The sequence below is a fragment of the Phytoactinopolyspora endophytica genome (genome assembly GCF_004138495.1).
GTDB lineage: Bacteria > Actinomycetota > Actinomycetes > Jiangellales > Jiangellaceae > Phytoactinopolyspora > Phytoactinopolyspora endophytica.
The window spans coordinates 111,752-112,230 of record NZ_ML142870.1; the positions used below are offsets into that span (position 1 = coordinate 111,752).

1 pseudogene is annotated in these 479 nt (G+C 72.2%); it reads left to right on the forward strand.

From position 1 onward, the window contains the following. A pseudogene (locus tag ELR45_RS36050) lies at window positions 1–479 on the forward strand (NAD(P)-binding protein); the annotation flags it as partial.

Sequence of the window (479 nt, forward strand, 5' to 3'; positions counted from 1 at the left end):
CCGGCCCGGCCGGGCTCGCCGCCGCCCACGCCGCCCGAATCGGCGGCGCCGCGGTCACATTGCTCGACGCTGCCGACGACGTCGGCGGCCAGTACTGGCGGCATCTGCCCGAAACCCGCCCCTCCGACCGCGAAGACCTGCTCCACCACGGCTGGAAGAAGTTCATTGCCATCCGCCATGCGCTCGACGACGACCCCGGTTGCCGCGTGATCCGCAACGCCCAGGTCTGGGCGGTCGAGCAAGCTGGTGACCGGAGCCGGAACTCCCGGGAGGGAGGTCTGGAGGCTCAAGCCCAACCGGGCCACAGACCGTCCGGACCCGGCCCTCATACGCAACCCGCCGCCTCCAGACTCGCTCCCGGGAGTTCCGGCGCAGACGCCGAGACGCCTAGGAAAGACGAGCAACGCCGACTCACGGTGCACGTGCTCGTCGGAGCGGCCGACGGTGCCAGCCGGGAGCGGCTGACGCTCCGGCCGGAC